Source organism: Bacillus sp. bc15 (assembly GCF_900142585.1).
GTDB classification, from domain to species: Bacteria; Bacillota; Bacilli; order Bacillales; family Bacillaceae_G; genus Bacillus_A; species Bacillus_A cereus.
Window position 1 is genome coordinate 147,887 of the sequence record NZ_FRBJ01000002.1, and the last position, 13,673, is coordinate 161,559.

Consider the following 13,673-nt stretch of genomic DNA (forward strand, 5'->3'; position numbering starts at 1 on the left):
CCTTAATTTGATAGGTGAGGAAAGCTTCTCTCACCTATCAAATATTTATTTCACAAGCGCTATAAGAGATTTTAATTTCCCTGCTGCATGGACATAAGCTCTCGCCGAAGCTTCCAATACGTCTTGCGCAACTCCAAAACCTGATATTTGGTGACTACCTTCTTTTAATTCAACATGAACGTGAGCAAGTGCATCTTGACCTTGTGTAATAGATTGTATGCGATAATCTGCCAATTCACATTCTAATCCTAAAATTCTTTGAATCGCATTGTATATCGCTTCAATACTACCAGAACCAGTGGCTGCATCTTCATATACATTTCCTTCCTCATCCTTCAGCACAACTGTTGCGCATTGTGTACTATTTGATACGAAATGCACTTGTAATTGCGTAATGTTATATTGCTGGGCTGCAAATGCTGCTTCACCAAGCATAATTGCGCGTAAATCTTCCTCAGTAATTTCCTTTTTACGATCCGCCAATTTTTTAAATGCTTCGAATGCCGCATCTCGCTCTTCATTTGTAAATTCATAACCAAGCTCTTTCATTTTTTCCGTAAACGCATGACGGCCAGAATGTTTCCCAAGTACAAAGAGATTTTGAGATTCTCCTATAAGCGCTGGTTCGATAATTTCATAAGTTGTTACTTCTTTTAGAACCCCATCTTGGTGGATGCCTGATTCATGAGCAAATGCATTCGCTCCAACGATTGCTTTATTTTTCGGTACAACCATACCCGTTAACCTGCTTACTAATGTACTCGTTGCCTTAATCTCTTTTAAAGTCATCGAAGGTTCTGCTTTATAAAAATCTTTTCTAATATGAAGAGCAACCGCAACTTCTTCTAACGCTGCATTCCCTGCTCTTTCTCCAATGCCATTAATCGTTCCTTCTACTTGCACTGCTCCGCCTTCAACCGCAGCTAACGAATTTGCTACTGCCATACCAAGATCGTCGTGACAATGACAAGAAAAAATCGCTTTTTCATATGATGGAACGGATTCTTGTAAGTATCTAAAAAGAGAATAATATTCTTCCGGATTCGTATATCCAACTGTATCCGGAATATTAATTACATTCGCTCCTGCGCGAATCGCAGTTTCTACTGCTTCAGCTAAAAATGCTCTCGATGTTCTTGTCGCATCTTCTGCAGAAAATTGTACTGTCGGAAATAATGATTTTCCAAGCGTAACCGAACGATGAATACTATTTAACACATCTTCTTTTGACATACAAAGTTTATATTTCATATGAATATCACTCGTAGCTAGAAATACGTGTAGACGAGGAGATACAGCACCTTTCACAGCTTCATATGCTCTTCGAATGTCACTTTCTTTCGCTCTAGCTAAACTCATAACCGTAGCATTTTGAATTGTATTCGCGATGCGTTTTACCGATTGGAAGTCACCTTCGGAAGCTGCCGCGAATCCAGCTTCCATTACATGAATACCAAGCCTCTCTAATTGCCTAGCAATTTGTAACTTCTCTTGTTCATTTAAATTTACTCCTGGTGATTGTTCGCCATCACGAAGCGTTGTATCCATGAACAAAATCTGCTTCATATTATTTAATCCCTACCTTTACTCGCGGCTGTACGAAAGGCATCATTTCACGTAATTTACGTCCTACTACTTCGATTTCATGTTCATTCTCTTTCTCATTTGTCGCGTGGAAATTTGGTCTTCCTGCTTTATGCTCTGCAATCCAGCCTCTTGCAAATGTACCATCTTGAATTTCTGCTAATACTGCCCCCATCGCTTTCTTCGTATCTTCAGTAACAACGCGTGGTCCTGATACGAAGTCTCCCCACTGCGCTGTATCTGAAACTGAATATCTCATATTTTCAAGTCCACCTTCATACATAAGGTCAACGATTAGCTTCAGTTCATGTAAACATTCAAAATATGCAAGTTCAGGCTGGTATCCCGCATCAACTAACGTTTCAAATCCTGCTTTTACAAGTGCAGTCACTCCGCCGCAGAGTACAGCTTGCTCTCCAAATAAATCTGTTTCTGTTTCTTCTTTAAACGTCGTTTCTAATACACCAGCTCTCGTTGCTCCAATTCCGTCAGCATAAGAAAGTGCTTTTTCAGTCGCAACTCCTGTTGCATCTTGATATACTGCAAATAATGCAGGAACAGCCCCTCCCTCGGTGAACGTACGGCGTACGAGATGCCCCGGTCCTTTTGGCGCTACTAGAAATACATCTACATTAGCTGGTGGTTTTACTTGATCAAAGTGAACATTAAATCCATGTGCGAACACGAGAGAGTTTCCAGCCTGTAAATTTGGTGCAATTTCAGCTTCATATACTTCTGGTTGTAATTCATCAGGTAATAGAATCATTACTACATCAGCTTTTTCCGCTGCTTCTGCTACTGTATATACAGAAAACCCATCTTCATTCGCTTTATCCCAAGACTTACCTTTTCTTAAACCTACTACTACATCAAATCCGTTATCACGTAAATTTTGCGCATGCGCATGACCTTGCGAGCCATATCCGATGATTGCTACTTTCTTTTCCTTTAATACATTTACTGTTACATCTTTCTCATAATAAACTTTTGCCATTTTCATTTCCCCCTATATTTAAATGATTATTGAATTAACATAACTTGCTTATCTTGTTTTTTCATACTACGTGTAAATGCTGTTACACCTGTTCTAGCAATTTCTTTTAAACCGTATGGACGAAGTAATTCAATTAACGCTTCTACTTTATCTTGCGTACCTGTTACTTGCACAACTATGGAATCCTTCCCAACATCTATTACAGCGGCTCGAAATGGTTCAATTAAACTATATAATTCTGCCCTCGCTACAGAAGTTGCTACTTTAATAAGAGCAAGCTCTCTAGCAATCATTGCTTCTTCTGTAATATCTGATACTTTCAGAACATCGATTTGCTTATGAAGTTGTTTAATTAACTGCTCAACTTGCTGTTCACTTTCAACGTGTACAACAATCGTCATTCGCGATATATCTGATGATTCTGTATGACCTACTGAAATACTTTCAATATTAAAATGTCTTCGTGTCATAACTCCTGTAATTCGGTTTAACACACCACTTTGATTTCGAACTGTCGCTGTAACAATTCTCTTCACCCTTTTTCCACTCCCTCCATTTGGTGAACACCTTTTCCTGGTGCAACCATCGGCATAACCTTCTCTGATTGAAGTACACGACAATCGATTACGACTGGCTCTTGTAATTCGATCGCATGCTGGATTTGCTTCTTTGCAAGAAGTGGATCGTCAATACGAACACCTTTTATACCATACGCATTCGCAAGAGCGACGAAATCTGGTTGGCATGGCAATAAAGAATGTGAATATCTTTGATTGTAAAATTCATCTTGCCATTGTCTTACCATTCCTAAAGCTTCATTATTTAAAATAAATACTTTAACGGGTAAAGCGTGTTCTTTTAATACACTTAATTCTTGCAGAGTCATTTGAAACCCAGCATCACCAACAATTGCAATAACTAGTTCATCTCGCTTTGCAATTTGCGCACCGATTGCTGCTGGAAATCCGAACCCCATCGTTCCTAATCCGCCAGAAGTTACCCATTTATCTGGATTTTTCAACGGATAGTATTGTGCTGCCCACATTTGATGTTGCCCAACGTCTGTTGTTACAATCGCTTCTCCTTTCGTGATTTCATATAGCATATCAATCGCGTATTGAGGTTTAATACTTTCAGAATTTCGTTTATAAGAGAATGGATACTTTTCTTTTCTACTCTTTAATAAAGAGAGCCATTCATGATGATTTTCTTTCTTTCCTTCTGATTGAAGCAATACTTCTAACGCCCGCTTAGCACTTGCAACAATAGGAATCTCTGTTGGCACATTTTTCCCAATTTCTGCTGGATCAATATCGATATGTGCAACAGTCGCCCCTTTAGCAAAAAAAGCTAAATTCCCAGTAAGACGATCGTCAAATCTCGCACCTATATTAATGAGTAAGTCGCATTCATATAACGCCATATTGGCTGTGTAAGAACCGTGCATTCCCCCCATCCCTAGAAATAGCCCATCATCTGGCGGAAAACCACCAAGTCCAAGTAACGTATGCACAACAGGGATTTCATATTTACGGGCAAAACTTGTCAATTCTTTCGAAGCTTTCGCATGCAGTATACCTGCTCCAGCTAAAATTAACGGTTTTTTTGCGGTTTCAATTGCTTGTAGTAATTTGTTTATTTGAAGTAGATTCGGTTCATAATTAGGGTTATATCCTGGTAAATCCATTTGTACATTGCTACATCGCTCACCTTTCTCGACTACCATATCTTTCGGAAGGTCAATAACGACTGGTCCTGGTCTTCCTGTTTTAGCAATATGAAATGCTTCTTTAATAATTCGAGGTAAATCTGAGGCCTTTCGCACTTGATAGTTATGTTTTGTCACTGGCATCGTAAGTCCCATAATATCCGCCTCTTGAAAAGCATCGCTCCCAATTAACGTTGTTGCTACTTGGCCTGTAAATACAACAAGTGGCAATGAATCAATCATCGCATCCGCTAGACCCGTAATTACATTTGTAGCACCTGGTCCACTCGTTGCAATTACAACCCCTGGGTTCCCTGTAATTCTGGCATACCCTTCAGCAGCGTGAATTGCCCCTTGCTCATGCCTTGTTAAAATATGCGGAATTTCACAATCATACAGTGCATCATAGAGAGGTAAAACGGCACCACCCGGATAACCGAAAATCACTTTTACGCCTTCCTTTTCTAGCGCTTCTAACAATAGCTGTGCACCAGTTGCCAGTTTCTCTTCCGTTTTTGAAGACATTGTTCTTATAAGCCCCCTTTTTCAAACTTTTATACAATAAAAAAATCCTACGTCCACACTCCAGCTATGTGCTGAAGGGACGAAAGATTTCGCGGTACCACCCTTCTTTGCAAGAATACTCTTGCCTCAGTGATCCATAAATGGATCTAGCTAATAACGGAGCTACCGTCTAAGCCTAGACAAATGCTTTAGCTTAGCACTCAAGGGCGATGTTCGTCGACGTGAACCATCGGTTTTCAGCAACCACCGACTCTCTGTGAGGCTTCACAATCAACTACTCCTCCCTATCAACGCTTTCTTATGTTAAAAAAGTTGTTATCCAACTTTATTTTCTTCGTAAATTTTCTCTCCATCTTCTACAACTAACTTACGAAACTCTTCTAATAAACGGTTCGTATGTGGACCTGTTTGCCCTAAGCCAATCGTTCTACCATCTACTGTCGTAACAGCAATAACTTCAGCAGCTGTTCCTGTTAAAAACACTTCATCAGCTACATATACATCATGTCTTGTAAATAACTCTTCTCTTACGTCATATCCAAGTTTTTCGCCGATTTCTAAAATGGCGTTTCGTGTAATACCTTCTAACGCTCCAGCAGAACTTGGTGGTGTAATTAATTTATTTCCTTTAACAATAAACACGTTATCTCCTGAGCCTTCAGCTACATATCCTTGATCATTTAACATAAGTGCTTCTTGTACTCCAGCTAATTTCGCTTCAATACGAACTAAAATATTGTTTAAGTAATTTAAAGATTTTACTTGAGGGGATAAAACATCGGGACGATTTCGGCGCGTTGCAACTGTTACAACTGGAATCCCTTTCTCATAATATTCTTGTGGGAATAAAGATAATTGTTCTGCAATTACTACTACATTCGGCTTCTTACATGAATCGGGATCCAATCCAAGATTTCCTGCTCCTCTTGATACAACAAGGCGAATGTATCCATTAGATAATTTATTTTGTCGAATCGTCTCAACAACAATATTTGTTACTTCATCTAATGAATATGGAATTTCTAAAAGGATTGATTTTGCTGATTCATACAACCGGACAAGATGCTCTCTCAAACGGAAAACATTACCGCTATAAACTCTAATTCCTTCAAACACTCCATCGCCATATAAATAGCCATGATCATATACTGAAACTTTTGCCTCATCTTTTGGAACAAATTCTCCATTTAAGAAAATCCATTGCTCATTCACTAGAAGCGCCTCCTATGTTCTATGAATTTTTTATTGTTTCCTAGTTTACTCTCCTTTCTAAATAAATCAAGTGAATTTTTAGAAAATTTATAATTTTTAATCGTACGTACTTCTTTACTTATATTGATTTAACAACATTGTTAACGTTTACAAAAAGTCAAAAAATTTTTTTCGCCAATTTCCACTAAAAAAATATTTGTTTAAAAGAAGGATTTTCATCAATTGATACGAATCTATTGTATTCAATAAACGGACGTCCGATTTTATAAATCCGGGAATATATAACGACTTTTGCTGAAAAAGGGGGAAAATAACAAAAATAGCGCTGTCTAAAAATAACATTCATATTTTTCATTTCGTAATCATAATCCTATTTTTAAAAAACAATTTGTCAAAATGAAGGAGGAAATAAATATGGCGTGTGTACAAATTAAAGGAACGAGACAAGAGGTAGTAGAAATGCTGCAATTATTTGATCTAATGGATACGAAAGGTTTTTGTAAATTCGATAATTACGTAGAGGTAGAACCAAATACGCAAGAACATAATCATTTTATTGCTTCAATCGACATCCATTCAAATACTTCTTCTGCCCAAGATACATTAAACGATCAATTCGTTAGTCAAATGCTTACTGGCGTATATAACGACTAAACAAAGATTTACTTCCTACCGTCTTTTCATAAATGCAGTGAACTTGAGCATACTAGCAATTAGATGGTAGGAGGTGAGAATTATGGCTAGAATTGGCGTTGAAAACTCATTAACAGACGTTCAACAAGCTCTTCAGCAACAAGGGCATGAAGTTGTTACACTTAACTCAGAACAGGATGCACAAGGGTGTGATTGTTGCGTTGTAACTGGGCAAGATTCTAATGTGATGGGCATTGCAGATGCATCAATTAAAGGATCAGTCATTACAGCTCACGGTTTAACAACGGATGAAATTTGTCAACAAGTTGAAAGTCGCACTTAAAAAATGAAAGAGGACTCCTTTTAAAAGGAGTCCTCTTTTTTATATTCACCTAACGGGAAAGTAACATATACTGGATGAAAGCCCTACCTCTCTCTCATCATTACGGTTCCACTGACCGCTCCTTGATTCACTAGTATACATATATAGCTTACAAATACAATTTATAGGGTTTGTTCACAAAAGTTGTTGATAAAATTACCCGATCTTTCGCAAACTTTTCGTATTGCATTCATAAGAGATATTTACTTTACACTAGCTGTAACCGAGACACGAATTAAAATTCTAACACCAATACAATAGCTTGTCAATATTTTTCCGCAAATTAAAAACAGACATTAACGGTTTGTCTGTTTTAGAATGGAGCTTTTTCTTTTATTACATATACAACAAAGCCGCTTACTAACATAAATAAGCCAACTACTAAGTTTTTGATATTAATCATAAATTCCTCTCCCTTATTCCACACATCATATATATTTACATTTCAATTATTCCGATCATCCTAAAGCGCACTTTTTCTAATATATCATAATTCCTAAAAAATGCAAGTTCACTTTTGACGACCATTCACAAATTTATCTACAGTGCTTGGTACAGTATTTAAAGCCTTTTCAATTAAATGTGTACTGCTGTTGAGATGTAATACTTGCACCCCATTAGAACCAACTACTAAAAAAGCTACTGGACTAATAGAAACCCCAGCCCCGCTTCCTCCTCCAAATGGATGCCCTTGCTTGTTCTCTTTATGCTGATTTTGCCCACCGTTATGTTTTTCAGTAATGAAACCCCCTTTAAAATCACTTCCACCAGCTCCAAAACCAAAAGCCACTTGAGATACTGTTAATACAACATTTCCGTCAGCTGTTGAAACCGGGCTCCCAACAATTGTATTTACATCTACCATCTCTTTTAAATTTGTCATTGCCGTTTTCATTAAATTTTCAATTGGATGTTCCATTATGTATTGCACCCTTTCCTCATTATTCCTTTTTATACTTTCCAAAATAGAGGAAGTCATACTAACTTTTCCTATTTCAAGAAAACATTTTCCTCCTTTTAATAGATATTACTGCCCGTTAATGCGGGATAAAAAAGAAAAAGAGATACATACTACTATTGAACCTTGTTATGAAAGGAGCCATGACTTTGACTGAGAAATTTGATGATTATAAAAGAAGAGATAGAATAGATAGTGATTATAAAGAAGAGTATGCCGCTGAGGTTGCACCACAACGCATTGATTATGATTACGATGATAAAGACGATAAAGATGTTGTAAAATCGTCCGCTGCTGGATCAACTGCTGGTTTTATCGCTCTTGCGCTATCTATCTTATCGCTATTTACATTCCCCACACTATTTGGTCTTGTTTCTGTTTTACTCGGTATTTACGCTTATAATCGCGGAGCTACTGTAACTGGCGGTATCGCTGCAGTTGTCGGTGGGATTGCTGCACTTATCGCAATTTTATTCCGAGTAGCACTTATTGGTTTATTGTTCTCCCTTTTCTAAAAAAGAAAAAGGTATCTCGCTTAACGCGGGATACCTTATCCTGTAAACACATCTTCCGATGGATATTTTATTTTTTGTTTTGCTGGTCGCGCTAAAGAGAACACAAGTGTTAATGGTCCAATTAATCCGCAGAACATAACAAACATAATAATACATTTTCCGAATGCCGATAGCTTTGCAGTAATTCCCATCGTTAATCCGACTGTACCAAACGCTGATATTGTCTCAAATAATAATTGAATAAAGCTGAAGTTTTCTGTAAGCATTAATATAAATACCGCTGCAAAAATAAGTATTTGACTGGCAACAGCAATCGCTAAGGCCCTCGTTACTGTCGACATTTTAATTGTACGCTGAAATAAAACAATTTCCTCCTTTTTTCTAAAGAAAGAAAGGACAGATGTAATTAAGATAACAAACGTTGTTAATTTAATTCCTCCACCTGTTGATACACTTCCTGCACCAATAAACATTAAAATCATCGTAAATAATATAGATGATTCTTCCATACCTCCATAGTCAACCGTATTAAATCCAGCTGTCCGCGGGGTAATACCTTGAAAGAAGGAAGCCCATAGTTTTTCATTTAAAGATAAATTCCCTAACGTCTTCACATTATTATATTCCAATACAAAAATTACAATCATTGCTATAACATTTAGCACTACTGTTCCAATAATCATTATTTTTGAGTGAAGTGATAATTTTCGAAAACTGCGACTATACCATATATCAATTAATACGGTAAAACCGAGTCCACCTATTACAATTAAAGAGCAAATCCCAATATTAATAATGGGATCTCCTACATATCTTGTTAAATTATCTGGCCATAAAGCAAAGCCTGCATTATTATAAGATGCAATTACATGAAAAATACTATAGTATAAACCTTTTCCAAAACCAAACTCTGGAATAAAGCGAAACGATAAAAAGATGACCCCAATAAGCTCAATACAAATCGAAAATATAAAGACACGCTTTACTAATTTTACAAGACCACCTATATTTGTTTGATTAAACGCTTCTCCAATTAATAAACGATGGCGTAATCCGATTTTTTTGCCTAATACCCAAACAATTAAAATGGCAATTGTCATAAGACCTAGACCACCTGTTTGAATTAAAAACATAATAACAATTTCGCCAAACATCGTAAATGTACTTGCTGTATCCACTACTCCCAAACCAGTTACGGTCGCTGCTGACGTTGCTGTAAAGAAAGCATCTACCCAACTAATATGTGCTTTCGTTGCGAATGGTAACTTTAATAACAAACCGCCAACCACAATTAAGCAGAAAAAACCTAACGCTAATATTTGTGGTGGGTTTAATCGTATAAGACGATTATACAGCCCTTGTTTTTTTGTTACTTCCATATCACTAACTCCCTTATTAAAGTGAAGCTTTCCCCTCATAAATAAAAAGCTTTTTAAAAGCCCTTAAAGAATTGGGACAAACCTTATATCCTTATAATATAGTTGAGCATAATCCTTTTTTTCATAGATTACAACTTTTATTTATATTCAGACTTCTTTTTCTTTTATGCTGGAAAACTATATATCCTAACTCAATATTGCTAGCAATAACAATTTCATATGTACTATTTTTCAAATCCCCATATCTTTCACTCTATGTTCACATAGAGGTCACATTCACCTTTTATAGTATATGTATCGGAGCTGTTCCTCCCTAATTTATAAGACATTCCCCAGTGTCTTTGAATAGCTTCCATCCCTAATTAAATTGACATAAATTGTCCCCTTCCCTTGACCATCTTATATGTGATGGTCTTATTTTTTTGTCTTTCTATCTTTTATTTAAAACTCCCTCTCTCTTTCACTCTATGTTCACACAGAGGTCACATCCACCTTTTATAGTATATATATCGAAGCTGTTCCTCCCTAATTTATAAGACATTCCCCAGTGTCTTTGAATAGCTTCCATCCCTAATTAAATTGACATAAATTGTCCCCTTCCCTTGACCATCTTATGTGATGGTCTTATTTTTTTGTCTTTCTATCTTTTATTTAAAACTTCCTCTCTCCTTCACTCTATGTTCACACAGAGGTCACATCTACCTTTTATAGTATATGTATCGAAGTTGTTCCTCCCTAATTTATAAGACATTCCCCAGTGTCTTTGAACAGCTTCCATCCCTAATTAAATTGACATAAATTGTCCCCTTCCTTGACCATCTTATAAATGATGGTCTTATTTTTTTGTCTTTCTATCTTTTATTTAAAACTCCCTCTCTCTTTCACCCTATGTTCACATGAGAGTCACACCTATCTTTTATAGTATATGTATCGAAGTTGTTCCTCCCTAATTTATAAGACATTCCCCAGTGTCTTAAAGCAACTTCCATCCCTAATTAAATTGACATAAATTGTCCCCTTCCCTTGACCATCCTATGTGATGGTCTATTTTATTTTCCAAACACAAAATCAATCTATCTGTACTTAAATAAAAACCTAAAAATTCAGAAAATATTGTCAAATTAGGTATTTTTTCGGTATAATTACTTTAGGAAGGAATTTCGCAAAAACAAAAGGGGGGATTTTATTGAAACAAACAAAAGCAATCTTAATCGCATTATTTCTAGGTCTAGTTGTTGGACTCACTCTAAATTTAGCCGCTCCATCTATCTTTGAGCCACTAAATCAATATGTGTTCAACCCAATTGGTCAATTGTTTATTAGACTTATTAAAATGCTAGTTGTTCCTGTTGTGTTCATTTCTATCGTACTTGGTGCTGCCGGCCTTGGAGATCCGAAACAACTTGGAAGAATCGGTTTAAAATCAATTTCATTCTTTCTCGTAACAACTGCGGTTGCCATCTCTATAGCGGTTACATTTGCACTTATTATAAAACCAGGAGCTGGCGGTAATTTTAAAACAGAAGGTCTTAAGTATGAAGGTGCAAAAACTGAAACATCTTTCGTCGACACATTGCTAAATATCGTACCAGATAACCCAGCAAAAGCGATGGCTGACGGAAACATGTTACAAATCATTGCCTTTGCCGTATTGATTGGACTCGGTATAGCTATTTTAGGAAAACGAGTTCAAGGTATCCATTCATTACTTGAACAGGGCAACGAATTAATGATGTATCTCGTTAATCTCGTTATGAAATTAGCCCCAATTGGAACATTCGGTTTGCTCGCTTCATCCGTTGGTAAAATGGGGCTTGCAGGCGTCGCTGCGATGTTCAAGTATATGATTGTCGTTATGTTAGTACTCATTATTCACGGGGTCTTTGTATATGGTGGCTTATTAAAGGTATTAGCAAAAGAAAGTATTGTTCGTTTCTTTAAACATTTCGGACCAGTAATGGCAATTGGATTTAGTACATCTAGCTCTAATGCATCGCTTCCATTTGCAATGAAAACAGCACAAGATAAGCTTGGCGTTCCAAAAGCGATAAGCTCATTTGTACAACCACTAGGGGCAACTATTAATATGGATGGTACTGCCATTATGCAAGGGGTAGCAACTGTATTTATCGCTCAAGTATACGGAGTTGAACTTACATTACCGCAATTAGCTATGGTCGTATTAACCGCTGTACTAGCTAGTATCGGTACTGCTGGTGTACCAGGTGTTGGACTTGTAATGCTTACAATGGTTTTAAATCAAGTAAATCTACCAGTAGAAGGTATCGCTTTAATTATCGGTATTGACCGTATTCTAGATATGTCTAGAACAGCTGTAAACATTTCTGGGGATGCAATTTGCGCAATGATTGTCGCAAAATCAGAAGAAAAATATAATACTGATCAATCGGCAGCATCGTAAATCAAAAAAGGAGTGAATATATTCACTCCTTTTTTGATTTACTCCCTTTTTTAGAACGATATTCTTTCCCTTTATTATCATTACCAGTTTCAAATTCAGTGCTAAATTCCTGATTAAACTGGCCGGACTTTGGTGATCCTTGATTACCGCTCCCTTTACTACCGTTACGATTCGTCATATTTCTCCCTCCCTTCCTTGTATTAGTAGTATGGCGCTCTATCTTTTTTCATACACATTTTATTTTTTAACATCTATTACACACGAAAGAAGACCTTCCATATATAAGGAAGATCTTCTCTTTCATCACGTAAGCGTTTTCTTGTTTATAATCACTTAAATAAGTTTTTTGGAAATCGAAATCATTACATTCATTTCATCTTCTGAAAGTGTAGAGAATCTTTCTTGTAAATATTGTTTTTTCGCATCTTCCATTTTCGCAACTAAATCTTTCCCTTGTTCTGTAATCTCTAAATACACAACTCGGCGATCTGATGTAGAACGTGAACGAGTTACAAAACCTTTATTAATTAATTTTTCTGTAACAGCTGTAATATGACTATTCGACACATTTAATTCATTTGCTACACGCGATACCATTTCTTTATTCGTACGATTTAATATTCTCAGGACGATGAATTCATTCCACGGTATGTAACCACCGAATATTTTTCCGATATCATTACGCAATGTGCGAAACATAGCAAACACATTTGTCGATAGTTCTTCCATTAATTGCTCTCGATTTTGAGACAACTTTGACAGCTCCTTTTATTTCATTTAGTTAAATAAAAACCTTATTAATAATTTTACATGAAATCTTACTTTTTGTCACCTTATTTTCCCATAATTCGTAGTTTTTTAATATGTATTTCATGATAAAATGAAGTTAACTTCCAGAAAAAGGGGGTATTTTAATGCATGAGGAGGAGAAATTCTCAAATCTCAGCCTAAAAGATAAAACGATTATCATTAGTATTATCGCTCTTTTTCTCATTATAATTTTTGCATTTATATTTTTTGTATATGTAGGAATCTTTCAAATTACAGGTATAGAGTATAGTTCACGTACTGCGTTACTTCTCTTTTTTTTATTAATCACTTTCTTAGACAGTATTACATTTTTCATCTTCAGTTTCTTCAAAGCGCTGCTATATCCACTGACACAAAACATGCCAAATTGGATTTCTATTACTCTTTTCTCATTCATTGAAATTACACTAGATTGGTTCGTCATTCATACTGCTGATGATTGGATAGAAAGCGTACAAATGTCCAACATAGCTGAATTATGTGTCGTACTATTCTTTTTCCTCTTAAATAAATTATTAAGTGACGAGAAAGAGTAAGAATACAAGCTTTTC

At 36.3% G+C, this 13,673-nt stretch carries 15 protein-coding genes and 1 other annotated feature; of the genes, 5 read left to right on the top strand and 10 right to left on the bottom strand.

The genetic code is table 11. The annotated features are described in order from the left end of the window. Positions 1-45: 45 nt before the first annotated feature. From leuA to ilvE, 5 genes are all read right to left on the bottom strand, one after another. The gene (gene leuA, locus BUA87_RS10575; protein ID WP_000809597.1) at positions 46-1,566 is read right to left on the bottom strand and encodes a 2-isopropylmalate synthase; all 1,521 of its coding nucleotides are present in this window, start codon (positions 1,564-1,566) and stop codon (positions 46-48) included. A gap of 1 nt (position 1,567) precedes the next feature. Continuing rightward, positions 1,568-2,578, bottom strand: coding sequence for a ketol-acid reductoisomerase (gene ilvC / locus BUA87_RS10580; protein ID WP_001151744.1), 1,011 nt, complete (start codon positions 2,576-2,578; stop codon positions 1,568-1,570). A gap of 26 nt (positions 2,579-2,604) precedes the next feature. Then, entirely contained in the window at positions 2,605-3,114 is a 510-nt protein-coding gene (ilvN, locus tag BUA87_RS10585; RefSeq protein ID WP_000822952.1) for an acetolactate synthase small subunit, read from the bottom strand. Beyond that, positions 3,111-4,811, bottom strand: a complete 1,701-nt coding sequence (gene ilvB, locus BUA87_RS10590) for an acetolactate synthase large subunit (protein ID WP_000095868.1) — start codon at positions 4,809-4,811, stop codon at positions 3,111-3,113. The genes ilvN and ilvB overlap by 4 nt, the downstream gene beginning before the upstream one ends. A gap of 72 nt (positions 4,812-4,883) precedes the next feature. Further along, positions 4,884-5,111 (bottom strand) — a binding site (T-box leader). A 15-nt stretch (positions 5,112-5,126) separates the two neighbouring features. Further along, positions 5,127-6,023: a branched-chain-amino-acid transaminase gene (gene ilvE, locus BUA87_RS10595; protein WP_001005486.1), complete on the bottom strand. Its 897-nt coding sequence runs from the start codon at positions 6,021-6,023 to the stop codon at positions 5,127-5,129. Positions 6,024-6,437: 414 nt separating this feature from the next. On the opposite strand from ilvE, the gene BUA87_RS10600 reads away from it, so the two are divergent. Continuing rightward, positions 6,438-6,677: a DUF3911 family protein gene (locus BUA87_RS10600; RefSeq protein WP_000752514.1), complete on the top strand. Its 240-nt coding sequence runs from the start codon at positions 6,438-6,440 to the stop codon at positions 6,675-6,677. Positions 6,678-6,759: 82 nt separating this feature from the next. Next, positions 6,760-6,999, top strand: coding sequence for a YkuS family protein (locus BUA87_RS10605; RefSeq protein WP_000101021.1), 240 nt, complete (start codon positions 6,760-6,762; stop codon positions 6,997-6,999). A 352-nt stretch (positions 7,000-7,351) separates the two neighbouring features. Here the strand turns inward: BUA87_RS10605 and BUA87_RS10610 are convergent, their stop codons facing one another. Next, the gene (locus BUA87_RS10610) at positions 7,352-7,441 is read right to left on the bottom strand and encodes a hypothetical protein (protein ID WP_000608227.1); all 90 of its coding nucleotides are present in this window, start codon (positions 7,439-7,441) and stop codon (positions 7,352-7,354) included. A gap of 108 nt (positions 7,442-7,549) precedes the next feature. After that, complete coding sequence (gene ytfJ, locus BUA87_RS10615; protein WP_002093915.1) at positions 7,550-8,017, bottom strand: GerW family sporulation protein; 468 nt, start codon at positions 8,015-8,017, stop codon at positions 7,550-7,552. Between the two features lie 128 nt (positions 8,018-8,145). On the opposite strand from ytfJ, the gene BUA87_RS10620 reads away from it, so the two are divergent. Continuing rightward, the gene (locus BUA87_RS10620; RefSeq protein ID WP_072939640.1) at positions 8,146-8,511 is read left to right on the top strand and encodes an imidazole glycerol phosphate synthase; all 366 of its coding nucleotides are present in this window, start codon (positions 8,146-8,148) and stop codon (positions 8,509-8,511) included. Between the two features lie 35 nt (positions 8,512-8,546). Here the strand turns inward: BUA87_RS10620 and BUA87_RS10625 are convergent, their stop codons facing one another. Then, the gene (locus BUA87_RS10625; RefSeq protein WP_000454115.1) at positions 8,547-9,890 is read right to left on the bottom strand and encodes a TrkH family potassium uptake protein; all 1,344 of its coding nucleotides are present in this window, start codon (positions 9,888-9,890) and stop codon (positions 8,547-8,549) included. 1,186 nt (positions 9,891-11,076) lie between these two features. Here BUA87_RS10625 and BUA87_RS10630 point away from each other — a divergent pair. Beyond that, positions 11,077-12,312, top strand: coding sequence for a dicarboxylate/amino acid:cation symporter (locus BUA87_RS10630; protein ID WP_000814809.1), 1,236 nt, complete (start codon positions 11,077-11,079; stop codon positions 12,310-12,312). A gap of 22 nt (positions 12,313-12,334) precedes the next feature. On the opposite strand, the gene BUA87_RS10635 is transcribed toward BUA87_RS10630, so the two are convergent. Both BUA87_RS10635 and BUA87_RS10640 read right to left on the bottom strand, forming a co-directional pair. Beyond that, a complete protein-coding gene (locus BUA87_RS10635; RefSeq protein ID WP_000184928.1) occupies positions 12,335-12,490 on the bottom strand; it encodes a hypothetical protein in 156 nt (51 codons plus the stop codon). Positions 12,491-12,645: 155 nt separating this feature from the next. Next, entirely contained in the window at positions 12,646-13,065 is a 420-nt protein-coding gene (locus tag BUA87_RS10640) for a MarR family winged helix-turn-helix transcriptional regulator (protein WP_000081434.1), read from the bottom strand. Between the two features lie 161 nt (positions 13,066-13,226). Between BUA87_RS10640 and BUA87_RS10645 the strand changes: the two genes are divergently transcribed. Continuing rightward, positions 13,227-13,658 (top strand): YrvL family regulatory protein, encoded by a 432-nt coding sequence (locus tag BUA87_RS10645; protein ID WP_000544072.1) that lies wholly within the window; start codon positions 13,227-13,229, stop codon positions 13,656-13,658. Positions 13,659-13,673 lie beyond the last annotated feature (15 nt).

Bases quoted from the DNA above. Each gene is read 5' to 3' on its own strand.
- leuA (WP_000809597.1), bottom strand. From the start codon at position 1,566: ATGAAGCAGATTTTGTTCATGGATACAACGCTTCGTGATGGCGAACAA.
- ilvC (WP_001151744.1), bottom strand. From the start codon at position 2,578: ATGGCAAAAGTTTATTATGAGAAAGATGTAACAGTAAATGTATTAAAG.
- ilvB (WP_000095868.1), bottom strand. From the start codon at position 4,811: ATGTCTTCAAAAACGGAAGAGAAACTGGCAACTGGTGCACAGCTATTG.
- BUA87_RS10600 (WP_000752514.1), top strand. From the start codon at position 6,438: ATGGCGTGTGTACAAATTAAAGGAACGAGACAAGAGGTAGTAGAAATG.
- BUA87_RS10605 (WP_000101021.1), top strand. From the start codon at position 6,760: ATGGCTAGAATTGGCGTTGAAAACTCATTAACAGACGTTCAACAAGCT.
- BUA87_RS10610 (WP_000608227.1), bottom strand. From the start codon at position 7,441: ATGATTAATATCAAAAACTTAGTAGTTGGCTTATTTATGTTAGTAAGC.
- ytfJ (WP_002093915.1), bottom strand. From the start codon at position 8,017: ATGACTTCCTCTATTTTGGAAAGTATAAAAAGGAATAATGAGGAAAGG.
- BUA87_RS10625 (WP_000454115.1), bottom strand. From the start codon at position 9,890: ATGGAAGTAACAAAAAAACAAGGGCTGTATAATCGTCTTATACGATTA.
- BUA87_RS10635 (WP_000184928.1), bottom strand. From the start codon at position 12,490: ATGACGAATCGTAACGGTAGTAAAGGGAGCGGTAATCAAGGATCACCA.
- BUA87_RS10645 (WP_000544072.1), top strand. From the start codon at position 13,227: ATGCATGAGGAGGAGAAATTCTCAAATCTCAGCCTAAAAGATAAAACG.